This is a genomic window from Pantoea sp. PNT03 (genome assembly GCF_014852515.1).
Lineage (GTDB): Bacteria > Pseudomonadota > Gammaproteobacteria > Enterobacterales > Enterobacteriaceae > Pantoea > Pantoea leporis.
This window is the reverse complement of record NZ_JACVBT010000001.1, coordinates 400,708-426,027: the sequence shown is the minus strand read 5'-3', so window position 1 is coordinate 426,027 and position 25,320 is coordinate 400,708. Positions and strand designations below refer to the sequence as shown.

The following is a 25,320-nucleotide window of genomic DNA, read 5'->3' as shown; positions in this document are numbered from 1 at the left end:
GCAATCGCCCAATCAGGAGAGCGGCATGAAATATATCGGCGCACACGTCAGTGCATCAGGCGGCGTGGACCAGGCAGTTATCCGTGCCCACGAACTCGAAGCCACAGCCTTTGCGCTGTTCACCAAAAATCAGCGCCAGTGGAAAGCCGCACCGCTGTCAGGAGAAGTGATCGATGCGTTTAAAACCGCCTGCGATCGTTACAACTTCACCTCCGCGCAGATTCTGCCGCATGATAGCTATCTGATTAACCTCGGCCATCCGATGATGGAAGCGCTGGAGAAATCGCGCGAGGCTTTCCTCGATGAGATGCAGCGTGCCGAGCAGTTGGGTTTGACCTTGCTGAACTTCCATCCGGGCAGCCATCTGAAGCAGATTGAAGAAGAAGCCTGCCTGAAGCGTATCGCCGAATCGATCAACATCGCGCTGGATAAAACCAGCAGCGTGGTGGCGGTGATCGAAAACACCGCCGGTCAGGGCAGCAATCTCGGTTTCCGCTTCGAGCACCTCGCCACTATTATTGAGCACGTGGAAGATAAGTCGCGCGTTGGCGTGTGCATTGATACCTGCCACGCCTTTGCGGGCGGTTACGACCTGCGTACCGAAGAAGCCTGCGCCGAGACCTTCAGCGACTTTGAGCGCATCGTTGGTTTCCAGTATCTGCGCGGTATGCACCTGAATGATGCCAAGAGCACGCTGGGCAGTCGCGTCGACCGCCATCACAGTCTGGGTGAAGGCAATATCGGTAAAACCGCGTTTAGCTGGCTGATGAAAGATAAACGTTTTGACGGCATTCCCATGATTCTGGAAACCATTAATCCGGATATCTGGAAGGATGAGATTGCATGGTTGAAGTCGGAGCAGCAGGGTTAATTATCTGATTAAACAAAAGGGAGCCGCAGCTCCCTTTTTTATGTGTGACGAAGATTACGCGGCTTTAACCAGCTCTTCTTCCGGTCTTTTCAGGATGGCGTAGCCAAGTCCCGCTACCGCAGTACCAATCACAATCGCCAGCAGATAACCCAATACTGGGGTAATCGCGCCTGGAATCAGCAGGACGAACAGACCACCGTGCGGTGCCATCAGTTTCGCGCCAATCGCCATGGAAATCGCACCGGTTACCGCGCCGCCAATGATACAGCACGGCAGCACACGCATTGGATCACGCGCCGCGAACGGAATCGCACCTTCAGAGATGAAGCACAGCCCGAGCACCAGCGCCGCTTTACCACCTTCCTGCTGACCTTTGTTGAACTTACGACGCGCAACCAGCGTCGCCAGGCCCATCGCCAGCGGTGGCACCATTCCGGCTGCCATAATGGCCGCCATCGGTGCGTAGGTTTGTGAACTCAGCAGACCAACACCAAACGCATAGGCCACTTTGTTCACCGGACCGCCCATGTCGGTACACATCATGCCACCGAGAATCGCGCCCAGCAGCACTGCGTTCGCGGTACCCATATTGGCCAGCCAGGTTGTCAGGCCAGTCATGATGCCCGCCACCGGCTTACCTACCACGTAAATCATCAGCAAACCGGTAATTAAACTCGCCACCAGCGGAATGATTAGAATCGGCTTCAGCGCTTCCATACTCTGCGGCAGTTTCACTTTGCTGCTGAGCATCTTCGCGGCGTAACCGGCAATGAAACCGGCGATGATACCGCCCAGGAAACCGGCGTTAATGCTGGTGGCGATCATACCGCCAATCAAACCAGGCGTCAGACCCGGACGATCCGCAATCGAGAAGGCAATGAAACCGGCTAACACCGGCACCATCAGCGCGAAGGCGCTGCCGCCACCGATCTGCATCAGTGCCGCCGCTAAGGTGCCCGGCTCTTTAAATGCGGTGATACCAAAGGCAAATGACAGCGCGATGCTCAAACCACCGGCAACCACCATCGGCAGCATGTACGAAACGCCAGTCAGCAGGTGACGATAGGCACCGGCTTTCTCTTTGCTGTCGCCCTGTGCGCTGGCAGCCTGATTGCCGCTCGGCTGATAGGTTTTCGCTTCGGCCTGCGCTTTATCCAGCTCCTGCGCAGTTTTCTTCAGCGCCAGACTGGTTGAGGTGCGGTACATCGGCTTACCGGCAAATTTCGCCAGATCCACATCGATATCAGCCGCGACGATCACCAGATCGGCCGCCGCCACTTCTTCTGGTGTAATCGCGTTGCCTGCGCCCACAGAACCACGGGTTTCAACTTTCACCCACCAGCCACGCTTGGTCGCTTCGGCCTGAATAGCTTCAGCAGCCATAAAGGTATGCGCCACGCCGGTTGGGCAGGCGGTCACCGCCACGATGCGTTTCTGAGCAGCGCTCTGCGCAGCTACTGGCGCGGCAGCGGTTGCAGCAGCAGGCTGCCAGGTTTTGGCACTCGCTTTGGCTTGATTGATTGCCGCCAGCGGATCGCGCAGCGCTTGCTGCACATCAACCAGCGCCAGCGATTTACCGGCCAGCTCTGCGTCCTGCGGCACATTGTGACCAGCAACCAGCACCAGTTCTGCTTCGGCGGCATTATCGGTCAGCGTCAGGCCAGCTTGTGCCGCCGTCGCGCGTAAACGTTCCAGCGCCAGATGTCCTGACGCCAGTCCCAGTAAAGAATCTTTTATCAGCAGCGTTTTCATTATCGCTCTCCTGCTGTTAGTTAACGGGTTGTAAGTCGACGCGCGCCATCATCGCGGCCAACTGGGTACGATCTTTCACGCCAACGTTGCTTTGGCTGACGGCCATCGCCGCCACTGCCGTCGCCAGACGCAGCGTGTGCTCGCTGGATTCACGCATCAGCAAGCCGTAAATCAGGCCGCCGACCATCGAATCGCCGGCACCGACGGTGCTGACCACTTCGCAGGCAGGCGGTTTGGCGATCCATTCGCCGGAGGCATTCACCCACAGCGCACCTTCCGCACCGAGAGAAATCACTACGTGCGCAATACCTTGCTCACGCAGTTCATGTGCAGCACCGATCACGTCCTGCAGCGCAGGCAGTTTGCGACCAGCCCAAATCTCCAGCTCGCGGCGGTTCGGTTTCACCAGCCACGGCGCGGCTTTCAGACCGGCGACCAGCGCTTCGCGGCTGCTGTCGAAGATGATGCACGGGCACAGCGTGCGCAGATCGCTCATCCATTTGGTGAAGGCTTCTGGCGCCACGCCGGCTGGCAGGCTGCCGCTGACGCACACCATGTCGAACTGGCCGAGCCAGGTGAGAGAATCGGCGGTGAAGCGCTCCCAATCCTGCGCGGTGACCTCAAAGCCAGAGAAATTCAGGTCGGTCACATCGCCGTCTTTTTCGGTCAGCTTAACGTTAATACGCGTACGGCCCTGCACCACCTGAAAACGGTTGGCGATGCCGAGTTCGCTGAACAGCTGCTGAAAGCCGTCCTGATTCTCTTTGCCGAGGAAACCGCCGACGGTGACATCAATACCGAGATCCTTCAGCACTTTGGCAACGTTGATGCCTTTACCCGCCGCGTGCAGGCCGGTGGTTTTCACCAGGTTGACTTCGCCGCGCTCAATTTCTGGCGTGTATCCGACCAGATCGTAAGCCGGGTTTAAGGTAATTGTTGCGACACGACGGCTCATGCAACCCCCTCGCCTAAACCAGAATTGATCGCTTCTTCAATTGCGTTCAGCGCCTGCTGTGCATCTTCGCCGCTGGCGGTAAAGCGCAGGCGATGGCCTTTTTTCACACCGAGCGCAACGACTTTCATCAGGCTGCGGCCGTTAGCAGGCTTACCGCTGCCATCGAGATTAGTTACGGTGATGTCGCTGTTGAACTGTTTGATGACGGTCACCAGCGCCGTGCCCGGACGCGCGTGCAGACCGTGTTCGTTGCGGATGGTGAATTCAGCGGTCAGCAGCTCGGCAGCTTCATCGACTTCGCTGGTCAGCAGCGCCAGAATACCGGCGGCATCGGCCTTCAGCAGACGTTCAGCTTTGTTGCTGAGCAGCAGGTTGCTGAGATAGCCCAGCACTTCCAGCGGACGCTGATCGTTAGCCGCCACGGTCAGCAGCAGCGCGACGTTTTCGCCCTGATGCTGGAATGGCGCAGCCGCGCGGCTTACGGCCACTGCGCTGCCGAGATTGCCGTTGGCGCTGTCGCTCAGCCAGATGCCCTGACCAAGGCTCAGCGGGGCGCGGGAAATCACGTCAGCAATAAATGACGCGTCCACCGCGCCTGCAGCCTGCAGACGTCCGGCGTTCAGTGCCTGTAACGTGATTAAATCGCTGGCCGCCACATCAACGGCAATCAGCGAGGTATCGAATTTGAATTCTGCCGCCTGGTTTTCGCCCATCAGCAGCGCACGCAGATCTTCCGCCGAGGCGGTTTTTAGCTGTTCAGCAATGCTGTCATCACTTAATACGTGAGTGAGCTGGCGCAGCAACGCGAGGTGTTCATCCGATTTAGCGGCAATACCGATCGCCACATACGCCGTTTGCCCTTCGCCCCAATCCACGCCCTGCGGGAACTGATAAACCTGGACACCGGTTTTCAGCACCAGGTCGCGGGTGTCGGTGGTGCCGTGCGGAATGGCGATGCCGTTACCCAGGAAAGTGGTGGTTTGCTGTTCGCGCGCCAGCATGCCGTTAACGTAGCCTTCGGCCACATTGCCTGCAGCGGTTAACGCAGCGGCAACCTGACGAATGGCCTCTTCTTTATTCTGTGCGCTAGCACCGGTATGAATGGCCTGAACTTCGAGCTGGAACATATCTCTCCTCGCTTGCTGTATTGAATCGTTTCAGCTAGATGGTGAAAAAATCTGCTGTGCATCGCGGACTTAGCCGGAGTGACAACGCTGAAACGTTTCAGGGAATATGGTACAGCCACGTACAGCAGGCAAGAAAATGCGCGATCTGAGTAGCAGATTTTTGACGTTCCGCACACTTCATGTTGGATTTAAGATTTTTACCGGCAGGCAGGCTGATGCTTTTGCTGTACAGACCAACGGCATTAAGTCCAATTCTTCAGCTAAGCGTCAGCAGTGCTTCAGGGCGCCGTCTCGGCTTCCAGTTTAAGCAGAAATGTCATGGCGCTATCACGGCTGCTGCCGCACATTTCGGCGCTGGGCTGTAAGCCGGCACAGACCGCCGGACGCAGCGGTGAACCAAAGATTTTGCAACGCTGTTGCTCATCAAGCTGCACGCAACGCGTGTTGGCCGGCTTGCCGTGCGGCATGCCAGGAATCGGGGACGAGATTGAGGGGGCTGTGCAACAGGCACCGCACTGGTCACGACAAAACATCATGCGCTCCTGCAGACAATTCGCCGCGACAATAACAGTCCCAGACCGCGAATGCCATGCACCGGCAACAATTTTACATTGGCTGACTTGCCAGTTTTTCGCCGCGCGAGTAACGTGACGCGCATTAACCTCCTGTCAGCGAGAAAACCACCATGCCAAAGGCAAATGAAATCAAAAAAGGGATGGCTGTCACCTGGAACGGCAAACTGTTGCTGGTGAAAGACATTGATGTACAGAGCCCAAGTGCTCGCGGTGCCGCGACGCTCTATAAAATGCGTTTTACCGATGTCCGCACCGGCCTGAAAGTGGAAGAGCGCTTCAAAGGCGACGATATTATTGACGCCATTTCGCTTAGCCGCCGCGCCGTCACCTTCTCTTATATAGATGGTGATGAGTATGTGTTTATGGATGACGAAGACTACACGCCGTACAACTTCAAAAAAGAGCAAATTGAAGAAGAGCTACTGTTTATTCCTGAAGGTGGCATTCCCGGCATTCAGGTGCTGACGATGGATGGCCAGGTCTTGGCGCTTGAACTGCCACAAACCGTCGATATGGAAATTGTTGATACCTCGCCGGGCATTAAAGGCGCCTCCGCCAGCGCTCGATCCAAACCCGCAGGCATGAGCACCGGCTTATCCATTCAGGTACCGGAATACCTGAGCAATGGCGATCGCATCCGCATTCATATTGCGGAACGTCGTTATATGGGACGCGCTGATTCATAACGTGCTTCCGTCCGGCGGCCGGTGATTGTTATAGTATAACAAGGCCGTGCGCGCCGGATGCCTCTCATCCACGCGCGATTTATTCTCTTTTTTTGGGAGCCCTTTTGTGACGCGCGTAAACCTCATCACCGGATTTCTCGGCAGCGGAAAAACCACCACTCTGCTGCATCTGTTAGCCAATAAACCCGCCGATGAAAACTGGGCGATTCTGGTCAACGAATTTGGCGAAATTGGCATCGACGGCGCACTGCTCGCCGATCGCGGTGCCACGCTGAAAGAGATTCCCGGCGGCTGCATGTGCTGCGTTAACGGCTTGCCGCTGCAGGTTGGGCTGAACATGCTGCTAAAACAGGCTAAACCCGATCGTCTGATTATCGAACCTACCGGCCTTGGCCATCCCAAACAGCTGCTGAATATGCTGCGTGCTGCCGTTTATCAACCCTGGATTCAGGTGGATGCCACCTTAACGCTGCTCGATCCGCGCCAGCTTGCCGACGCACGCGTAGTGGAGAATGAGAATTTCCGCGATCAGCTGGTGGCGGCCGATATCATCGTGGCGAATAAAAGCGATCGCTGGAGCGATAATGATCGTCAGCGTTTGCAGGATTGGCAACAGCAATTTTTGGGCGAACGTCAGCTGGTGGAAGTGGCGTGGGGACACATCGATCCCGCGCTGTTGACTCAACCCGCCTTGGCGGATCGTGCGGTTCCCGATGCAGCACATCACCACCAGAATTCACGTCCACAAGGCCTGGCCGCACTGAAACTGGATGGCCAGGCGCGCTGGCGTCGTGCGCTAAATGAAGGCCAGGGCTATGCTTCCTGTGGCTGGATTTTCGATGGTGAAACCGTGTTTGATGCGATCAAAGCGCTAGAGTGGGCAAGGCATGCGCCGGTTGATCGCGTTAAAGGTGTGTTGCGCACTGCCGATGGTTTAGTGAATATCAATCGCCAGGGCGACGATTTGTTTATAGAAACCCGCCCTACCACACCGCCTGATAGCCGCATCGAATTGATTCATCATCAGCCTGCTGACTGGAACCTTTTGCAGACCGCTTTGTTGAAGATTCGTTTAAATTAGATGCGTTAGGTTGCCCCGTTGTTTTCACTTTGAGTCTATTTTCTATGCGCGCTTCTCGATTAGTCACCATCCTGCTGCTGAATGCACTGGGTGTGATGCTTTTCCTTTCATGGTACCTGCCGCCGGATCACGGGTTCTGGTTTGGTATCGATAAAGCCATCTTTTATGGCTTCAATGACCAGATGGTTGATCATCACGGTTTCGCACTGTTAGTGGCCATCACTAACTTCCGCGGTTTCGATGTGGTTTCGCTGTTGGCTATGGGTTTGCTCTATTTAAGCTACTGGCGCCGCGAGACACCGCAAGGTCGCCGCCGTTTGCTGGCCATTGGCATCACGATGCTGCTGAGCGCGGTAGTACTGAACCAGCTCGGTCATCTGCTGCCGGTACAGCACTCCAGCCCAACGCTGTTCTTTGAGAATGTGCATCGCGTAAGCGAACTGACCGGCATCCCGGCCAAAGATGCCTCGAAAGATAGCTTCCCTGGCGACCACGGCATGATGCTGATGATCTTCACCTGCTTTATGTGGCGCTATTTCGGCTTCCGCGCGTTTCTGGTGGGGTTGATGATTACCGTGGTGTTTGCTCTGCCACGTGTGATGGCGGGTGCGCACTGGTTTACTGATATCGCTGTGGGTTCGTTGTCAGTGGTGCTGGTTGGCATGAGCTGGTGCCTGTTAACGCCCTTCAGCGACAAGCTGGTGAATTGGCTGAACCGTTCGTTGCCGGGCAAATATAAGCCGCGCACGTAATTGTTAAGCGCGAGTGATCATAGAACAAAAAGTCAGTCGCTCGCGCTTATTTAAAACCTGAATAAACTATTAGCAAACTAACATTATTCAGGTAAAAGAAAAGATTATGATGAAAAACGCGGAACAATAGCCTTAATCCTAAGTTGTCCAGCCCGAACCCTCTTAAAATCGGCCTTAGCGCCAGAATTACCCCCTTATTGCACCGCTGTTTGGCTATTAAATCGCTGCCAATTGTTGATAAAGTCGCCATTGTGTTACAGATTGATTTCACATCGAAAAAACCTTTGAATATTTATATAAAAGCACTCGCCACGCGGTCTGTAATCGGTTAACCTCAAATCCGATTAGTAAGCAACAGCATAAAATGCGGTGCTGAAAGCGACAAAAATGTGTGCATTAACACATTTTAGTAATTAAGGATTTGTCTTAGACGGTCGTACTTATTAATCTCAACCCGTTTTGTCATCTGGCTGACGACATTCTGTCGTAAGGAAATCGAAGGAAAACACGTACAATGGTCAAGTCTCAACCAATTCTGAGATACCTCAGGCGGATCATTCCCGCGGTAGCACTCGCAACACTTTTATCAGCATGTAGCAGTACCCATAACGGTCAGAACGCGAATAACGAGAATCATGAAGTTAACAACCAGAATGGTTTTTTACTTCAAGCGTCTCAGGACGAATTTGAACAGATGGTGCAGAACGTGGACGTTAAGTCCCGCATCATGGAACAGTACAGTGACTGGAAAGGTGTACGTTATCGCTTAGGCGGCGACACCAAACGCGGCATTGATTGTTCTGCTTTTGTTCAGCGCACCTTTCGCGAGCAGTTCGGTTTAGATTTGCCACGCTCAACGTCTGAACAGCAAGACACCGGCAAAGAGATTTCACGCAATAAATTGCGCGCAGGTGACTTAGTGCTGTTCCGCGCCGGTTCTACCGGTCGCCACGTGGGCATCTATCTTGGCAACGATAACTTTGTTCACGCGTCCACCAGCAGTGGCGTAATGATTTCCAACCTGAATGACAGTTATTGGAAAAATCGTTACCGCGAAGCGCGTCGGGTTCTTGCTAAAAACCCAAGCTAACGTACTTCTTTGATGATCCTCTCAGCCAGAGAATCAGAAACGCTGCCCCGGCAGCGTTTTTTTTCGCCCGTAGTTTTTAACTCAAATCCAACCGATAAAAAGTAATTGAGAATCAAAAATATAACGAGACATTCTTCGCGCTCTCGTTATATTCTCGTTGACTTCCTGATACCCAGATATTGCGCTGCAGACACCGTTATCACCGTGGCTGCGGTCTGAAGTGGGTAGTGACCAAACGATAAACATAATAAAAAATGGCAAGACAAGGGGAATGCACTCCATGCCACTGTCAGGGACATTAAAACACCACCGCAGTTATTCACGCCGTATCGCCTGGCATAGTGCGATTATCGGCGCGGCATTCTTTCTGCTTTTTGTCACCGTGCTATTAACACTCACCTGGCAAAAACGTGTACAACAACACGAACAGCTTCTGGCACACAGCCGCGACGATTTACAACAGGTGATAGCAAGCCTGGTCGATACACTTTATCCCTTACAGCAATACACCCAGTTAGCCTGCAACAACGTCAGTCGTGAGCTCACTTCTCGCGCCGCCTTTGCCGGTAATATCCGCGCCATCCTGCTGGTGCGTGATGGCAACGCTTACTGCTCTTCTGCCACCGGCGCTTTTCTGATGCCAGCCAACGATATTTCTCCTGAGTCTGAACTGGAACGCGATCGCGATATGCGCTTGCTGGAAGGCACGCCATTGCTACCGAAGAAACCGGCGCTGGTGCTATGGGTGAAAAATCCAGGTTCAGCCGAGACCGGCCTTTTCGCCACCATGAACATCAGCCTGACGCCTTATCAGCTGCTGGCCTCTTATCATCCCGAAATCACTGGCATGGCGCTGGTGGTCGGCAACAAAGCGCTGTTGAGCGGCAGCAACAACGTGGTACGCGCGAGTGATTTACCGGCATCGCTACATGAAATAGCCTTTAATAACAGCGATCTACGATTCGTGCTGTTTGGCACCACCTTAGCGCCACGCGATTACTCACTGACGTTGCTGACCGGCATACTCTTCTCACTGCTGATTTCCGCGCTAAGCGGGTTATTGCTGACGCGACATCAGCGGCCGGGCAAAGAGATCATGCAGGGCATTAAACGTGGCCAGTTTCATGTTGAATACCAGCCGCTGGTCACTGCGCACGATGGACAACCCTACGGCGTGGAAGCGCTGCTGCGCTGGACGCATCCCACTGAAGGCATGATTCCGCCGGATGCCTTTATCAGCTACGCCGAAGCGCAAAACCTGATTATTCCGCTCACTCAGCATCTGTTCACGCTGGTGGCGCGCGATGCCCAGTTTCTCTATAAACAGCTGCCGCGCGGCACGCGCCTGAGCCTCAATCTCTCGCCGCTGCATCTCGCCTCAGAGAGCTTCCGGCGCGATGTCCAGGCATGGATTAACATCATGCCTACCGATCACTTCAACTATGTGTTTGAAATTACCGAACGCAGCATGGTCGGTGAAAAAAGCGCGGGAGAAATCTTCGCCTGGCTACATGAGAACAATTTTAAAATAGCGATTGATGATTTCGGCACTGGGCATAGCGCGCTGATCTATCTGGAAAAATATCCGTTCGATTACCTGAAAATCGATCGCGGCTTTGTGCAAAGCATTGGTACAGAAACTGTCACCTCACCGGTGCTTGATGCAGTGCTGCTGCTGGCAAAAAAACTCAATCTCAAAACCGTGGCTGAAGGGGTCGAAACGGGCGATCAGGCGGCGTGGCTGGTGAATCGCGGCGTGACGCATTTGCAGGGCTATCTGTTTAGTCGTCCGTTACGCCCCGAAAACCTCGTCAGCTATTATCAACGCCAGCGCGCGCTGAGTTAACATCACGCGAACCCCATGAAACTGCTACCATAAAGTGCGGAACACCACAGGAGATCGCCCCACTTATGCTGCTGCGTCTTGTCACAGCGTTGTTCATTTGTAGCGCCATTGCGCCGCTGCATGCCGCCACCATCAATGAAAGCTATGCCTTCGCTAAACTGGGCGAGCCGAAATATGCGGTGAATTTCACTCACTACGATTACGCCAATCCCGCCGCGCCCAAAGGCGGCAAAATCACGCTGGCGGTGGTGGGCACCTACGACAACTTCAACCGTTTCGCCTCGCGCGGCAATCCCGGCATCGGTACCGATACGCTGTATGACGGCTTGTTCACCACCTCCGATGATGAACCTGGCAGCTACTATCCGCTGATCGCGGAATCAGCGCGCTATCCCGACGACTATCGCTGGATGGAAGTGTCGATCAATCCTCATGCACAGTTTCAGGACGGAACACCGATTACCGCGCAGGATGTGGCTTTCACCTTCCAGAAATTCATGACGGAAGGTGTGCCGCAGTTCCGCGTGGCGTTTCGTGACGTGCAAGTGAAAGCGCTAAACCGTCTCACCGTGCGTATCGATATGCCGAAACCGGACAAAGATCGGATTCTCAGCTGGCTAACGCTGCCGGTCATCCCGGAAAAATTCTGGCAAAACAAAAAGTTTAACGAGCCGATTGGTTATCCGCCGCTGGCCAGCGGGCCTTATCGCGTCACCTCCTATAAATCGGGTCAGTTTATCCAGTACAGCCGGGTGAAAGATTACTGGGCCGCCAATCTGCCGGTGAATCGCGGGCGTTTTAACTTCGATACTTTGCGTTATGACTATTATCTTGATGACAACGTGGCGTTTGAGGCCTTTAAAGCCGGCGCTTACGATTTGCGCGAAGAGAGTTCAGCGAAGAAATGGGCGACACAATATCGCGGCCGCAACTTTGACAGTCACGCCATCGTCAAATCGACCATTCCCAACACCGTTTCCACCGACACGCAATGGCTGGCATTTAACAACGAAAAACCGCTGTTCGCCGATCGTCGCGTACGTGAAGCCATCACGCTGGCGTTCGATTTCGAGTGGATGAACAAAGCCTTGTTCTATGGCGCTTATAAACGCACGCGCAGCTATTTCCAGAACACTGAATATGCAGCGCTTGGCTATCCCAAAGCCGAGCAGTTGATCCTGCTGGCGCCCTACAAAGCGCAGCTGCCGCCCGAAGTGTTCAACAATGAGTATGCCCCGCCACGTTCTGACGGCAGCGGTTTCGATCGCGGCAACCTGTTGCAAGCCATGAACTTGCTGAAAGCGGCGGGTTGGGAAATCAGAAATCAGCAATTGGTGAATGTGAAATCCGGCCAGCCGTTCCGTTTCGAATTACTGATGCGCAGCGGTACGCAAAACGACTGGGCGTTGCCGTTCCAGCACAGTTTGCAGCGGCTTGGCATCCAGGTCTCGCTGCGCCAGATTGACAGCTCGCAATATCTCCGCCGTATGCGCGAAGGCGACTACGACATGATCCCATCGCTCTATTACGCCATGCCATGGCCCTCGACCAGCTTGCAAACGATCTGGCAATCTCAATTCATTGACTCTTCCTGGAACAGGCCGCGCGTGAAAGATCCCATCGTCGACCATTTTGTGCAGCAGATCGTTGAGCATCAGGGCGATGAGAAAGCGCTGCTGCCGCTCGGCCAGGCGCTGGATCGCATCCTGCTGTGGAATGCCTACATGATTCCGATGTGGTACAGCGCGGAAGATCGCATGGCGTATTGGGACAAGTTTTCCCATCCCGAGATTAAACCCGCGTTTGCTACCGGTCTGGAAAACTGGTGGTACGATGTGAACAAAGCCGGGCGATTGCCGGCCAATCGACGCTGAGGAGCACGGTTTGGCAGCCTATTTTCTTCGCAGGTTACTGCTGATCATCCCGACACTTTGGGCGATCATCACCCTGAACTTCTTTATTGTGCAGATTGCGCCGGGCGGCCCGGTGGATCAGGCGTTAGCCAATGTGCAGTTTGGTCACAGCACCGGCATTCCTGGCTCAGGCGGCGGCGACAGCGGCGCGCGCGGTGCGCTGATGCGTGACAATCCCGGCGACAGCCAATATCGCGGCGCTCGCGGACTCGATCCGGAAGTGATCGCGGAAATTAAGCATCGCTATGGCTTCGATAAACCGCTGCTGCAGCGTTACGGTGAAATGCTGTGGAACTATATCCGTTTTGATTTCGGCGACAGCCTGTTCCGCAGCGCATCGGTGCTGCAGTTGATCAAAGAGAGTTTGCCGGTCTCCGTCAGTTTGGGATTGTGGAGCACCTTGATCATTTATCTGGTGTCGATTCCGCTGGGCATCAAAAAAGCGGTGCGTAACGGCAGCGCTTTCGATATCTGGAGCAGCACTTTTATCATCATTGGCTATTCGATCCCGGCATTCCTGTTCGGCATCATGCTGATTGTGCTATTCGCCGGCGGCAGCTATTTCGACTGGTTCCCGCTGCGCGGCCTGACGTCACCGCAGTTTGATGCGCTGCCGTGGTACAGCAAAATCAGCGATTACCTATGGCACATCACGCTGCCGGTGCTGGCTACGGTGATTGGCGGTTTCGCCACGCTGACCATGCTGACTAAAAACTCGTTCCTTGATGAGATCCGCAAACAATATGTGGTCACCGCACGCGCCAAAGGGCTGGATGAGAAGCGCGTGCTGTACGGCCACGTGTTCCGCAACGCCATGCTGCTGGTGATCGCCGGTTTCCCCGCCACCTTTATCAGCATGTTTTTCACCAGCTCGGTGTTGATAGAGGTGATGTTCTCACTCAATGGTTTGGGCCTGCTCGGCTATGACGCCACTATTCAGCGCGACTATCCGGTGATGTTCGGCACGCTCTATATCTTCACCTTGATTGGCCTGCTGATGAACATTCTTAGCGATCTGACCTACACGCTGGTCGATCCGCGCATTGATTTTGAGGGACGCTAATGCGCTTATCTCCGGTTAACCAGCAGCGCTGGCAGCGTTTTCGCCATAACCGACGCGGTTACTGGTCGCTGTGGATTTTCCTGATCATTTTTGTTCTGTCACTGGGCGCTGAGCTGCTGGCTAACGACAAACCGCTGCTGGTGCATTATCAGCAGCGCTGGTATGTGCCGCTGCTATTCAACTACAGCGAAAGTGATTACGGCGGTGATTTCTCTACGCCTGCCGATTATCAGGATCCCTGGCTGAAGCAGCGCATCGATCAACAAGGTTGGGCGATCTGGGCACCGATTCGCTTCAGCGACAGCACCATCAACTTCGCCACCGATGTGCCCTTCCCTTCGCCACCTTCCACACAAAACTGGCTCGGCACCGATGCTAACGGTGGCGATGTGCTGGCACGCTTGCTGTATGGCACGCGCATCTCATTGCTGTTCGGCATCATGCTGACGCTGTTCTCCAGCGTGATTGGCATCGTGGTTGGCGCGGTGCAAGGCTACTTTGGCGGCCGCATCGATTTGGTGGGTCAACGCCTGATTGAGGTGTGGTCCGGCATGCCTTCGCTGTTCCTGCTGATTCTGCTCTCCAGCGTGATTCAGCCCGGCTTCTGGTGGCTGCTGCTGGTGACAGTGGTGTTTGGCTGGATGAGCCTGGTAAGCGTGGTGCGCGCCGAATTCCTGCGCGCACGTAACTACGATTATATCCGTGCGGCGCGCGCGCTCGGCGTCAGCGATAGCCGCATTATGCTGCGCCACATGCTGCCCAACGCCATGGTCGCCACGCTGACGTTTTTGCCATTTATTCTGTGCGGCTCAATCACCACGCTAACTTCGCTGGACTTCCTGGGTTTTGGTTTACCGGTGGGATCACCCTCGCTTGGCGAGCTACTGCTCCAGGGCAAAAACAATTTACAGGCGCCGTGGCTGGGACTGGCGGGCTTCTTTGCCCTCGCCCTGCTGCTGTCGTTACTGATCTTTATTGGCGAAGCGGTACGCGATGCCTTTGACCCGAGTCGAGGACGCTAAATGAGCCTGTTAAAGGTGAATCATCTGGCGGTGGCCTTTCAGGATCGCCGCGTGGTAGAAGACATTTCGCTGCAGATTGACGCCGGCGAAACGCTGGCGCTGGTGGGCGAATCCGGTTCCGGTAAAAGCGTGACTGCGCTGTCGATCATGCGCTTATTGCCGCAGCCGCCGGTCAACTATCCGCAAGGCGAAATCTTGTTTAACGGCCAGGATATTTTGCAGGCCAGCGAACGCACCTTGCGCGGGCTGCGTGGCAACCAGATGGCAATGATTTTTCAGGAACCGATGGTGTCGCTCAATCCACTGCATAACGTGGAGAAGCAGCTGTATGAAGTGCTGTCGGTGCATCGCGGCATGCGGCGCGAAGCCGCACGTGGCGAAATGCTGAGCTGCCTGGATCGCGTCGGCATTCGCCATGCGGCATCGCGCTTGCAGGATTTTCCGCACCAGCTTTCTGGTGGTGAGCGACAGCGCGTGATGATCGCCATGGCGCTGCTAACCCAGCCGAAGCTGCTGATCGCCGATGAACCGACCACCGCGCTGGATGTGACGGTTCAGGCGCAGATTCTGCAACTGCTGCGCGAACTGCAGCGTGAACTCAACATGGGCATGCTGTTCATCACCCATAACCTGAATATCGTGCGTCAGCTGGCGCACAGCGTCACGGTGATGCGCAATGGCCGCGCTGTGGAACACAATCGCTGCGATATGCTGTTCAGCCAGCCGCAGCAGCCCTATACGCGCGAACTGATCGCCGCCGAGCCGGATGGCGAACCGGTGCCGCTGCTGGATGCGCAACCGCTGTTACAGGTGAAGAATTTACAGGTTGGTTTCCCGATCCGGCGGGGATTGCTGCGTCGCACCGTGGCAGAGAAGATGGCGCTGAAGGATCTTAGCTTTACCCTGCGGCGTGGCGAAAGCCTCGGACTGGTGGGCGAATCGGGCTCGGGCAAGAGTACAACGGGCCTGGCGCTGCTGCGTTTAATTAGCGCGCGCGGTGAGATCTGGTTTGACGATCAGCCGCTGCATCAGCTGTCGCCAAAGCAATTATTGCCGCTGCGCCAGCGCATTCAGGTGGTGTTTCAGGATCCCAATTCTTCGCTCAATCCGCGCATGACGGTGCAACAGGTGATTGCGGAAGGTTTAGCGGTGCATCGCCCGGAACTGAGCAGTGCGGAGCAGGAAGCCAAAGTGATTGCGGTGATGCAGGAAGTGGGGCTCGATGCCGACAGCCGCTCGCGCTATCCGGCGGAGTTTTCAGGCGGTCAGCGCCAGCGCATCGCGATCGCCCGCGCGTTGATCCTTGAGCCGCAGCTGATTGTGCTGGATGAACCCACCTCGTCGCTGGACCGCTCGGTGCAGAAGCAAATTCTCACCTTACTGCGCCGTTTGCAGCAGCAGCATCAGCTCGCCTATCTGTTTATCAGCCATGATTTGCAGGTGGTGCGCGCGCTCTGTCATCAGCTGATTGTGCTGCGTCAGGGTGAAGTGGTGGAGCAAGGTGATTGCGAAACGCTGTTTAACGCACCAGCAGCCGATTACACGCGGCAGCTACTGGCGTCTGCGCAGGGAAAAGATCTAAGTCAGTGACCATCAAAGGTTTCGGCGATAGCGACACCCTGATTTTTCAGGCAGCAGTTGGTCGCGCTTTCGTCATCACGTTGAATCAGCAGGCAAGGCTGCCCTTCACACTCGGCGATTTTGCACTCGACCTGAATTTGCGCCAGCGTCTCCTTCAGCTGGTGCAGAATTTCCAGCGCCGGATGACCATCATGACTCAGCAGGCGCAGCACCACTAAATCTTCGGCATGCACGCCATTCGCTGCTTCCTGACGCACAATTTCACCCGCATGTTCCAGCGACCAGCGATAATGTTGTGGCAAGCGATGCACAACGGAAAGTTGCAGCATAGTTATACGGCCCCCAGAGACGTTAACTTTATTCACGACGACGGCACAACGTGGTGAATCCCAATCTGATTAGCTCTGAATACCAATTCAGTCTGCCTTCTCGTTTTAAACACAAAGCGTGTAGCCAATTTATAATTTGCGAGGCTTCTCACATTTATGCCTATGTTTACCGTGTTCGGCTGCGGTTAACAATCATTTTAGACGCATTATCGTTACTTTTTTATCTCTAAATTTTCACATAATGGAAACATTAAGCATAACGAATGAATGGGGATTAGCGAGTGAGGGAGAAGAATTAAGAGAGGTCAGGTCGCCATTTATGACGACCCTGGGGATGTCACGCCGGCTGTTGAGGCCGCGAAGCATAGGTGAACAGCACAATCGAAATTGTGGCGCACAGCGCAATGGTGGCAACCATCGGCCAGGCGCTGTTAATGCTGACTAATGAGAGCAGCGCGCCGACTAAAGCACCGACACCAAAACGCAGCGTTCCCGCCAGCGAGGAAGCGGTGCCCGCCATATGCGGAAACTCATCCAGAATCACTGCCATCGCATTCGACGACACCGTCGAGACGCAGCCAATAAACATCGCCACGCCAAACACCAGCGACAAGAAGCCCAAATCCAGCGCGCTGGAAATCAACAGCCAAACGCCCATCGCGAACTGAATCAACAATCCCATGCGGAACATTTTCACCGGACCAAAACGGCGCACGGCGCGGCTGTTGATCAACGTCATCACGAACAGGAACACCACGTTCAGGCCAAAGTAATAGCCAAAGTTCTGCGGGGAAACGTGGTTCACTTCGATGTAGACAAACGGACCGGCGTTGAGGAAGGTGAATAATCCGGCAAAGGAGAAACCGCTCGCCAGCATGTAACTGAAGGCGCGCTTGTGGCGCACCAGCGCCACAAAGTTGCCCAACGTGGTCCGCAGATGAAAGCGCTGGCGCTGTTCGGGCTTGAGCGTTTCACGAATTTGCGTCACGACCAGCATGGTGGTGAACAGCGCGGCACCTGCCAGCGTCCAGAAAATAGCGTGCCAGTTCCACAGCAACAGCAGCCAGCCACCGATAATCGGTGCCAGCAGCGGCGCGATGGTGGTCACCAGCATCACGAATGACATCATGCGCGAGAAGTCCTCTTTCGAGTAGGTGTCGCGCATCAAGGCGTTGATCACCACGCTGGCAGCGGCGGCCGATAAGCCGTGCAGGAAGCGCATAAAGATCAGCTGATCGATGGTTTGTGACAGCGCGCAAGCCGCGGCGGCGCAGGCAAAAATTAGCGTTCCCAGCACAATCACCGGTTTACGTCCGTAGCTGTCTGCCAGTGGACCATAAACTAACTGGCCAATGGCGAAACCGAGGATGTAAAGGTTGAGCGTCATCTGCACACTGCCCGCTGAAACCGCAAACTCATGGGCGATTTGCGGCATGGCCGGCAGATACATATCGATAGAGAGCGGCATCAGCATTGCCAGCAATCCGAGGATGACCACTAAACCGACCGGTGAATTCTTTTCCTTGCGCACCGCGTTCTCCCGCTATTTACGTTGTTTGAGTTCTTCTGGCAGGCCGATGCTGTCGACCTCTTGCTGGGTCAGTTCACGATATTCACCTTCGCCGAGATCTTCATCCAGCTCGATGTCACCAATACGTTCGCGATGCAGCGCTGAGACATGGTTACCCATCGCCGCAAACATGCGTTTGACCTGATGGTAACGCCCTTCGCTGATAGTCAAACGGGCGGCTTTCTCATCGAGAATCTCTAGCACGGCCGGCTTGGTGAGCTCTTTTTCATTGTGCAGCTGTACACCCGCAGCGAACTTCTCAACCAGAGCAGGATCGATTGGCTCCTCCACTTCCACCAGATAAGTTTTTTCCAGGTGATGCTTCGGTGAGGTAATGCGGTGTGACCATTGCCCATCATCGGTCAGCAGCACCAAACCGGTGGTGTCGATATCCAGACGGCCCGCCGCATGCAGCTTGAACGCTGCGGGTTCTTCGATAAAGAACAGCACGGTGGGATGATCGGGATCGTCGGTTGAGCAGACGTAACCCTGCGGCTTGTTCAGCATGAAATAGCGCGGTCCTTGCTGCACCACCAGCGGATTGCCGTCGTATTCGACTTCATCGTCTGGCAATACTTTGTAAGCCGCATCGCGCACGACTTCGCCGTTAATGGTGACTTTTTTGGCGCGGATTTCGCGTCCGGCGATAGCACGGCTAACTTCCAGTTGCTGAGATATGAATTTTTCGAGTCGCATGAATTCGCTTTGCCTGTTACTGCGGGGGAAACTGAAACGGTGTTTTTGTCCGTTAAGAAAGTGTGGGCAGTATAGCTTGATCCTTAGAGTGCTAACAGTAGTGAACCTGCGTTTAACTGGCTTTCATGGCATAATGCGTGTTTGTTCCAGAAAAAAGTTTGCCCCGATGTCATTCACCCTGCGCCCATACCAACAAGAGGCGGTTGACGCCACCCTCAACCACTTTCGTCGCCATACCACGCCTGCGGTGATTGTGCTGCCAACCGGGGCGGGTAAGAGTCTGGTGATTGCTGAACTGGCGCGGCTAGCGCGTGGACGGGTATTGGTGCTGGCCCACGTCAAAGAGCTGGTGGAGCAGAATCACAGCAAATATCAGGCTTATGGTCTTGAAGCAGACATCTTCGCCGCGGGTTTGCAGCGCAAACAGAGCGAAAGCAAAGTGGTGTTTGGCAGCGTGCAGTCGGTAGCACGCAATCTTGATCGCTTCGATAGCGCCTTTTCACTGGTGATCGTTGATGAGTGTCACCGCATCAGCGATAACGAAGAGAGCCAGTATCAGCTGCTGTTCGCCCACCTGCGGCAGCACAATCCGCAGTTGCGCCTGTTGGGTTTGACCGCCACGCCCTTCCGACTCGGCAAAGGCTGGATATATCAGTTCCACTATCACGGCATGGTGCGCGGCGATGAGAAAGCACTGTTCCGCGATTGCATTTATGAGCTGCCGCTGCGCTATATGATCAAACATGGCTTTCTGGTGCCGCCGGAGCGCTTAGATATGCCGGTGGTACAGTACGATTTCAGCCGCCTGATCCCGCAAAATAATGGCCTGTTTAGCGAAGCCGATCTCAACCGCGAGCTGAAACAACAGCATCGCGTAACGCCGCATATTATTCGCCAGATTATTGAGTTTGCTGAAGATCGCCGTGGCGTGATGGTGTTTGCCTCAACCGTGGAACATGCCCGTGAAATCCTCACGCTGCTGCCTGAAAACAGCGCGCTGGTCTCGGCGGAAACGGCAGTGAAGGATCGTGACCGCTTAATTGGTGCATTTAAAGCGCAGCAGCTGAAGTTCCTGGTCAACGTTGCCGTTCTGACCACTGGCTTTGACGCGCCCCACGTGGATTTGATCGCCATTTTGCGCCCTACCGAATCCGTTAGCCTCTACCAGCAGATCGTCGGTCGCGGTTTACGCTTGTCACCCGGCAAAACCGATTGTCTGGTGCTGGATTACGCCGGTAATCCACACGATCTTTTCACCCCCGAAGTCGGCGCGCCGAAAGGGGCCAGCGACAATCAGCCGGTGCAGGTGTTTTGTCCCGCCTGCGGTTTCGCCAATACCTTCTGGGGCAAAACCACCGAAGATGGACACATCATCGAGCATTTTGGCCGCCGCTGTCAGGGCGTGCTGGAAGATGATGAAGGCGAGCGCGAACAGTGTGATTATCGCTTTCGCTTCAAAAGCTGCCCGGATTGCGGCGCCGAGAATGACATCGCCGCGCGGCGCTGCCATCAATGCGACAAAATTCTGGTCGACCCGGATGACATGCTGAAAGCGGCCCTGAAACTGAAAGATGCGCGCGTGTTGCGCTGCGCCGGCATGACGCTGGAGCAAGGGCGCGATGATAAAGGCGAATGGCTGAAAGCCACCTATTTCGATGAAGATGGCACCAGCGTCAGCGAGCGTTTTCGCCTGCAAACGCCAGCACAACGTAAAGCCTTTGAGCAGCTGTTTATGCGCCCGCATCAGCGCGCGCCGGGCGTGGAACTTGGCTGGCAAACCGCAGCGGATGTCATCGCCTTACAGCCTTTATTGCGTCATCCGGACTTTGTGGTGGCACGCGCAAAAGGCCATTTCTGGCAGATTCGCGAAAAAATGTTTGATTATCAGGGCCGTTATCGCCGTGCCAATGAGCTGCGTTAAGCGGCGGAATCATTTGCCCCTGCAGCATCATTGGGGCTATAATGCCGCCCGCTTTTGCATCCGTAAAAGCAGTTTGAATAACCGTCCTGTTGCTGGGTCGCCTGTAGCAGGAACTATTGAAGAGACATCAAATGTTCACTATTAACGCTGAAGTACGTAAAGACCAGGGTAAGGGTGCGAGCCGCCGCCTGCGTGTAGCAAACAAATTCCCAGCCATCATCTATGGCGGAAATGAAGCACCAATTGCTATCGAACTCGACCACGATGCAGTGATGAACGTACAGGTTAAACCTGAGTTCTACAGCGAAGTGCTGACCATCGCGGTTGATGGCAAAGAAGTTAAAGTTAAAGCTCAGGCGGTACAGCGTCATCCGTTCAAGCCAAAACTGTTCCACATCGACTTCGTTCGCGCTTAATCGCTGAATAAGTTGAAGGTAGAAGGGCCGGTTGCGAAACCGGCCCTTTTATTTTAGGCATAAAAAATAACCCGATATCTTCCCTTCCTAAAAACCCCTGTCTTTCATTTCTCTCTGCTTTCGTTTATTTGAGACTGTTCTTTACCGTGAAGCTTTCACAAACCATGGAGAATGCCGTTTTAACATTTCTCCAGAATTTGTCTGCAAGGACTTCAAGTGAAAAAAATACCTGCCTTGGGCTATGGCATCATACTCATCTCATTTTCTGGCTATGCGGGCGTAATGCGTCATGACATTAACGTGCAAGAATACCGTGATTTTGCCGAAAATATGGGTAAATATCGTGTCGGCTTAAGCAATATTCCCATTTTTAAAAAAGATGGCGAGCTGAGTGGTTATCTTGATTTTGCCATGCCCGACCTTAGCAGTGTATCTCGTCGCGGGTTTGCCACATTAATTAATCCATCCTATGTAACCACCACACGGCACGTAACCGCTTTGGGTAGCGTTTCTTTTGGCGGTCCTTCTGCTTATTCCTCCCGTTATCTTTTTATTAACCGCAATCAATCCGCCGTTCAGGATAATATTCTGCCACGGTTAAACAAAGTTGTAACCGAAGTAGCGCCAATAGATTATGTGGAACGTAATGAGCTTCAGAAAGGACATGGCTCTCGGTATATTGCTTATGTGCGCGCGGGTGCTGGTGAAATGACACAGGTCACAAATGACCTCACTGAGAAAGAGTTCCTGGCCAGTGCCTATAAATGGTTAGCGGGTGGAACAATTAATATTGACACCATTACCTTCAACAAAGAAAAAAATGACGATTTCTATTGGATTCAATATGAACCTGGCCATCAATATTCATCCGCTTTATCAATATCAACCGGCGGCGGTGACAGTGGCAGCCCTATTTACGTCTACGACAATGTTGATAAAAAATGGAAACTCGCTGGTGTACATTATGGTGGTTATGGTAGCGCAACGCCTTATGGTCGCAAAGTTATCTCAACACGTTTTAATGAAGAATATTTCAATGGGATTATTGCCAACAATATCTCTCCCGATGTCACTGATTTTGCGAATAATGGCCCAATTTACTGGAATGCAGATAAGCTGGTTCAGGGTAGTAAAAACTGGGGTTGGCAAGGTTTAGACAACACATATCGTCATTTGGCGCCAGGCAAAGCCAGCCTTATTGAACTTGATGCAACCAAAGATATTCGCTTTAACGGCGCGGGCGGAGACATTATTCTTAATGAGGCTGTCAATCTGGGAGCAGGAAAACTACAGTTTTCTAATAACTACACACTGAAATCTGCAGAGAATGTGGGCGCAACCTGGGTGGGCGGCGGCGTTGAAATCGATGAAGGGAAAAAAGTCATCTGGCAAGTGAATGGACTCAAAGATGATGATTTACACAAAATTGGCGGTGGCGTCTTACATATTAATGCTACAGGTGTCAATGAAGGCGGACTGAATATCGGCGATGGCACCGTTATTCTGGATCAACAAAAAGATGCGCAAGGAAATCGCCAGGCATTTTCTCGACTGTATTTAGCGAGCGGTCGGCCTACCGTTATTTTAGCGAGCGAAGACCAGGTTAATCCTGATAACATTTATTTTGGTTATCGTGGGGGGACATTGGATCTTAGTGGTAATAATCTCATAATGCGAAAGATTAATCACACGGATAGCGGTGCGGCAGTGATCAATCAGAGTGAGTTAACCTCGGCCAGTCTAACGCTTACAGGGTACTCACGTAGCGATATCAACATTAACACCTGGAGCAGTGTCGACATTGGTAATATTGGTGATATTTATGAATATTATAATTCGAGAACGCAACGTAAAGAGTATTTTCAATTAAAAAAAGAGAAGTATTGGTACTTCCCCACAAATCAGCAGGACAATGAAGACTGGAAGTATCTGGGATATGATCTGGTTCAAGCCGTCGATTATCGACTATCGCAGTTAAATGATTTAGTTTTCCGCGGAGACATTGGCACGCGCTCGTCGGATAAAAATAATGGTGCATTAGATGTGAATTTATCTCCGGAGAGTGGAAATACACATTTCGCACTGACCGGTAATATCCATTTAAATGGAAATATCAGCGTCAATAAGGGGACTCTTCTGCTGTCCGGGCAACCCGTTCCTCATGCCGGCGGCCTGATCATTGACAACGATTGGTACACTTCCTCTTTCACCGCCAATAACATTGTAGTCAATGACAATGCACGTTTACAGGTCGGTGAATACGCGCAGGTTAAAGCCGATATCCAGGCGGGCGACAACAGCCAGGTTATCCTTGGCTACCATCCCGACGCTGCTGATGAGCAGCAAATTTTACGCTGCACCTCGCCGGTGCAAAGCACTAAGGGCAGCTGCAAAGTTGCACAGCGAAACGCGGAAGAGTTGCGTTTCCTTCCCGCCAGCTCGGTTGAGGGCAATATCACGCTGGGCGATAACGCATTGCTTCATCTTGGCAAAGTCGATTACTACGGCCACATCAACGACAGTCACTCAGCGAGAGTCACCCTGAGCAGTGAAACATTCTGGAATATGAATGGTAACAGCCGCGTGCATCGGATGGATGCAGGTAAAGGCGGTATCATCTCGCTTCTTTCTGCAGATGAAATGGCCTGGACGCCGAAGCTGCTCTCTGTGGAACATCTGACGGCAAATCATCTGCAGCTTGGTTTCGGCATCGCGCCACAGTCCGCCATCAGCGACAGTTTATACATTGGGTCCAGCGTGCAGGGCGGCAGCAACACCCTCGATCTTGGCTTTATGCTGGGTGAAACCTTCCCCAACCGCATCGCGAAAGAGATCGTGCTGGTGAACGCGCCCGCCGGAACCGCGCACGACTATTTCACGCTACCTCCGGTCAAACGCGGGTTCTCGCTCTATACCGCTGATTATCAGGTTGTGGAAGAGAATGGTCGCGTGAAATGGATCATTGCCAAAACGCCGGATCCGGTGTTACCACCCGATCCGATAATTGACCCCGATCCGGAGACTCATCCCGAACCCGACATTACGCCTGAACCGGAAGTTAAGCCTGAACCGGAAGTTAAGCCTGAGCCTGAAGTGAAACCTGAGCCCGAGATCACGCCAAATCCGGGTACTGCAGAAGACTGGTTTGAGATCATTGATAATCAGCCGCTGGTGCAGAGTACTCGCGCCCTGCTCGCTTCGCGCCACTACCTGTTCAGTGAAATCAGCAATATGCTGACCGATCGCGCTCAGCTCCTGCGCGGTAACCATGAAAATAGCGGCGCATGGGCCAGCCTCAGCCAAAATCGCGGCAGAATGGATAGCGTAACGTTAAAAGACAGCAGGCTAGAGATCGGCGCCGATGCGCAAGCGGATGCCTGGCTTTATGGCGTGACCGCCAGTTACAGCCAGGGAAATGCCGGGGACGAAGCCAGCATTAGCCATAAACTGAGCACTCTGGGCCTGTATGCAAGCGGAATGAGCGATGAAGGATGGTTTATGGATCTTGCTGCCAGCTACCTGCATCTGCGTCAGGACATTCACCTTGACCCGGTATTGGGAGTAAAAAGCACCTCAAAAACCAGCCATATGCTGGTAGGCAGTGCAAAATGGGGTAAATCCTACCCTCTGCTGGATGCGTCTTTCACGCTATCGCCTTACCTGAAAGCCAGCGCAGGCTATTTACCGGGATACACGCTGGAAAGCAGAGAGGCCAGCATTGCCCTGAGTTCAGCCATGCCGTGGGGACTCGCGCCGGGTATTGAAGTCAGCAAACAGGGGCTCGGTACGCTGCTGCCACGCGTGCGATTCAGCGCCACCGTTGAAAAACAATTTTCACCGGGCCGTTCTGGCTCTTCACTAACCCTTGAGGATCGCCACAGCCGACGCGTTTATGGCGCGCTGGACGACGATCGTTATCGGGTTCATCTGGGTTTAGAAGGGAAAATCAGCGACAACTGGTCAGCGAATATTGGCGCGAAGCATAGCTTTGGTGGCAAGTTCCGCACCGATTCCCTCATCAGCAGTGGCATAAACTATTCGTTCTGATAGAAAAGCCGGGCACTTTGGTGACCC

At 53.8% G+C, this 25,320-nt stretch carries 20 protein-coding genes; 13 read left to right on the top strand and 7 right to left on the bottom strand.

Annotation, left to right across the window (positions count from 1 at the left end):
* The first annotated feature begins 25 nt into the window (after positions 1-25).
* The gene (gene nfo / locus IB226_RS02110) at positions 26-871 is read left to right on the top strand and encodes a deoxyribonuclease IV (protein WP_192233324.1); all 846 of its coding nucleotides are present in this window, start codon (positions 26-28) and stop codon (positions 869-871) included.
* A gap of 54 nt (positions 872-925) precedes the next feature.
* Here nfo and fruA read toward each other — a convergent pair whose 3' ends face one another.
* The 4 genes from fruA to IB226_RS02090 form a co-directional block, all read right to left on the bottom strand.
* On the bottom strand, positions 926-2,623 hold the full coding sequence (gene fruA, locus IB226_RS02105) for a PTS fructose transporter subunit IIBC (protein ID WP_101763703.1): 1,698 nt from the start codon (positions 2,621-2,623) through the stop codon (positions 926-928).
* Positions 2,624-2,639: 16 nt separating this feature from the next.
* On the bottom strand, positions 2,640-3,578 hold the full coding sequence (fruK, locus tag IB226_RS02100) for a 1-phosphofructokinase (RefSeq protein ID WP_101763702.1): 939 nt from the start codon (positions 3,576-3,578) through the stop codon (positions 2,640-2,642).
* Positions 3,575-4,705, bottom strand: a complete 1,131-nt coding sequence (gene fruB, locus IB226_RS02095) for a fused PTS fructose transporter subunit IIA/HPr protein (RefSeq protein ID WP_101763701.1) — start codon at positions 4,703-4,705, stop codon at positions 3,575-3,577. Before fruB ends, fruK begins: the two co-directional genes overlap by 4 nt.
* A gap of 278 nt (positions 4,706-4,983) precedes the next feature.
* On the bottom strand, positions 4,984-5,238 hold the full coding sequence (locus tag IB226_RS02090; protein WP_101763700.1) for a YkgJ family cysteine cluster protein: 255 nt from the start codon (positions 5,236-5,238) through the stop codon (positions 4,984-4,986).
* 152 nt (positions 5,239-5,390) lie between these two features.
* On the opposite strand from IB226_RS02090, the gene yeiP reads away from it, so the two are divergent.
* From yeiP to yejF, 9 genes are all read left to right on the top strand, one after another.
* The gene (gene yeiP / locus IB226_RS02085) at positions 5,391-5,966 is read left to right on the top strand and encodes an elongation factor P-like protein YeiP (protein WP_008105009.1); all 576 of its coding nucleotides are present in this window, start codon (positions 5,391-5,393) and stop codon (positions 5,964-5,966) included.
* 106 nt (positions 5,967-6,072) lie between these two features.
* Positions 6,073-7,047 carry a GTP-binding protein gene (locus tag IB226_RS02080; RefSeq protein ID WP_192233322.1) on the top strand — a complete coding sequence of 325 codons (975 nt, stop codon included), beginning with the start codon at positions 6,073-6,075 and terminating at the stop codon, positions 7,045-7,047.
* Between the two features lie 44 nt (positions 7,048-7,091).
* A complete protein-coding gene (locus tag IB226_RS02075; RefSeq protein ID WP_101763698.1) occupies positions 7,092-7,799 on the top strand; it encodes a phosphatase PAP2 family protein in 708 nt (235 codons plus the stop codon).
* Positions 7,800-8,313: 514 nt separating this feature from the next.
* Complete coding sequence (gene mepS / locus IB226_RS02070; RefSeq protein WP_008105015.1) at positions 8,314-8,889, top strand: bifunctional murein DD-endopeptidase/murein LD-carboxypeptidase; 576 nt, start codon at positions 8,314-8,316, stop codon at positions 8,887-8,889.
* Positions 8,890-9,169: 280 nt separating this feature from the next.
* Positions 9,170-10,735: a cyclic di-GMP phosphodiesterase gene (locus IB226_RS02065; RefSeq protein WP_192233320.1), complete on the top strand. Its 1,566-nt coding sequence runs from the start codon at positions 9,170-9,172 to the stop codon at positions 10,733-10,735.
* A gap of 65 nt (positions 10,736-10,800) precedes the next feature.
* On the top strand, positions 10,801-12,609 hold the full coding sequence (locus IB226_RS02060; RefSeq protein WP_192233318.1) for an extracellular solute-binding protein: 1,809 nt from the start codon (positions 10,801-10,803) through the stop codon (positions 12,607-12,609).
* Between the two features lie 10 nt (positions 12,610-12,619).
* Positions 12,620-13,711: a microcin C ABC transporter permease YejB gene (locus IB226_RS02055; protein WP_176972345.1), complete on the top strand. Its 1,092-nt coding sequence runs from the start codon at positions 12,620-12,622 to the stop codon at positions 13,709-13,711.
* Entirely contained in the window at positions 13,711-14,733 is a 1,023-nt protein-coding gene (locus IB226_RS02050) for an ABC transporter permease (RefSeq protein WP_110866600.1), read from the top strand. The genes IB226_RS02055 and IB226_RS02050 overlap by 1 nt, the downstream gene beginning before the upstream one ends.
* Positions 14,734-16,323 (top strand): microcin C ABC transporter ATP-binding protein YejF, encoded by a 1,590-nt coding sequence (gene yejF, locus IB226_RS02045; RefSeq protein WP_192233316.1) that lies wholly within the window; start codon positions 14,734-14,736, stop codon positions 16,321-16,323.
* On the opposite strand, the gene IB226_RS02040 is transcribed toward yejF, so the two are convergent.
* From IB226_RS02040 to rsuA, 3 genes are all read right to left on the bottom strand, one after another.
* Positions 16,317-16,643, bottom strand: coding sequence for a hypothetical protein (locus IB226_RS02040; protein ID WP_101763692.1), 327 nt, complete (start codon positions 16,641-16,643; stop codon positions 16,317-16,319). The genes yejF and IB226_RS02040 overlap by 7 nt on opposite strands.
* A gap of 337 nt (positions 16,644-16,980) precedes the next feature.
* Positions 16,981-18,174, bottom strand: coding sequence for a Bcr/CflA family multidrug efflux MFS transporter (locus tag IB226_RS02035; protein ID WP_192233314.1), 1,194 nt, complete (start codon positions 18,172-18,174; stop codon positions 16,981-16,983).
* A 12-nt stretch (positions 18,175-18,186) separates the two neighbouring features.
* Positions 18,187-18,909, bottom strand: coding sequence for a 16S rRNA pseudouridine(516) synthase RsuA (gene rsuA, locus IB226_RS02030; RefSeq protein WP_176973714.1), 723 nt, complete (start codon positions 18,907-18,909; stop codon positions 18,187-18,189).
* 166 nt (positions 18,910-19,075) lie between these two features.
* Between rsuA and IB226_RS02025 the strand changes: the two genes are divergently transcribed.
* From IB226_RS02025 to IB226_RS02015, 3 genes are all read left to right on the top strand, one after another.
* Positions 19,076-20,830 carry a DEAD/DEAH box helicase gene (locus IB226_RS02025; protein ID WP_192233312.1) on the top strand — a complete coding sequence of 585 codons (1,755 nt, stop codon included), beginning with the start codon at positions 19,076-19,078 and terminating at the stop codon, positions 20,828-20,830.
* A gap of 131 nt (positions 20,831-20,961) precedes the next feature.
* Positions 20,962-21,246: a 50S ribosomal protein L25 gene (gene rplY, locus IB226_RS02020; RefSeq protein WP_101763688.1), complete on the top strand. Its 285-nt coding sequence runs from the start codon at positions 20,962-20,964 to the stop codon at positions 21,244-21,246.
* Positions 21,247-21,462: 216 nt separating this feature from the next.
* On the top strand, positions 21,463-25,293 hold the full coding sequence (locus IB226_RS02015; RefSeq protein WP_192233310.1) for a S6 family peptidase: 3,831 nt from the start codon (positions 21,463-21,465) through the stop codon (positions 25,291-25,293).
* The last annotated feature ends 27 nt before the right edge of the window (positions 25,294-25,320 follow it).